This is a genomic window from Bacillus cereus group sp. BfR-BA-01349 (assembly GCF_022663795.1).
Lineage (GTDB): Bacteria > Bacillota > Bacilli > Bacillales > Bacillaceae_G > Bacillus_A > Bacillus_A cereus.
In genome coordinates, this window is sequence record NZ_JAKUGE010000117.1 from 1 (window position 1) to 602 (window position 602).

Below are 602 nucleotides of genomic sequence, written 5' to 3' on the forward strand. Positions count from 1 at the left end.
CCACCGCAGGATTTTAAGTCCTGTGCGTCTGCCTGTTCCGCCACCCCGGCATGTCATATTGAAAATTGGAGCGGAAGACGGGATTCGAACCTGCGACCCCAACCTTGGCAAGGTTGTATTCTATCACTGAACTACTTCCGCAAGACATGTTTGAGATATTTTATTAAAAGTGCGGGTGAAGGGAGTCGAACCCCCACGCCAAAGGCGCTAGATCCTAAGTCTAGTGCGTCTGCCAATTCCGCCACACCCGCATATTAATTAAAATGGTGAGCCATGAAGGACTCGAACCTTCGACCCTCTGATTAAAAGTCAGTTGCTCTACCAACTGAGCTAATGGCTCTTACAATAAAAACTGGTGCCGACTAGAGGACTTGAACCCCCAACCTACTGATTACAAGTCAGTTGCTCTACCAATTGAGCTAAGTCGGCTAAATGGTGGAGGATGACGGGATCGAACCGCCGACCCCCTGCTTGTAAGGTAGGTGCTCTCCCAGCTGAGCTAATCCTCCGGATTGCCTGGCAACGTCCTACTCTCACAGGGACAAGGTCCCAACTACCATCGGCGCTAGAGAGCTTAACTTCCGTGTTCGGTATGGGAACGG

Annotated in this window: 5 tRNA genes and 1 rRNA gene; all 6 read right to left on the reverse strand. The window is 50.8% G+C overall.

From position 1 onward, the window contains the following. Nucleotides 1–66: 66 nt before the first annotated feature. A tRNA-Gly gene (locus MR169_RS27930) sits at nt 67–141 on the reverse strand. A 29-nt stretch (nt 142–170) separates the two neighbouring features. Further along, nucleotides 171–251: transfer RNA gene (locus MR169_RS27935), tRNA-Leu, on the reverse strand. A 13-nt stretch (nt 252–264) separates the two neighbouring features. Beyond that, a tRNA-Lys gene (locus MR169_RS27940) sits at nt 265–340 on the reverse strand. Between the two features lie 13 nt (nt 341–353). Continuing rightward, a tRNA-Thr gene (locus tag MR169_RS27945) sits at nt 354–429 on the reverse strand. A gap of 4 nt (nt 430–433) precedes the next feature. Beyond that, nucleotides 434–509 (reverse strand) — tRNA-Val (locus MR169_RS27950). 5 nt (nt 510–514) lie between these two features. Then, nucleotides 515–602 (reverse strand): 5S ribosomal RNA (gene rrf, locus MR169_RS27955); the annotation flags it as partial.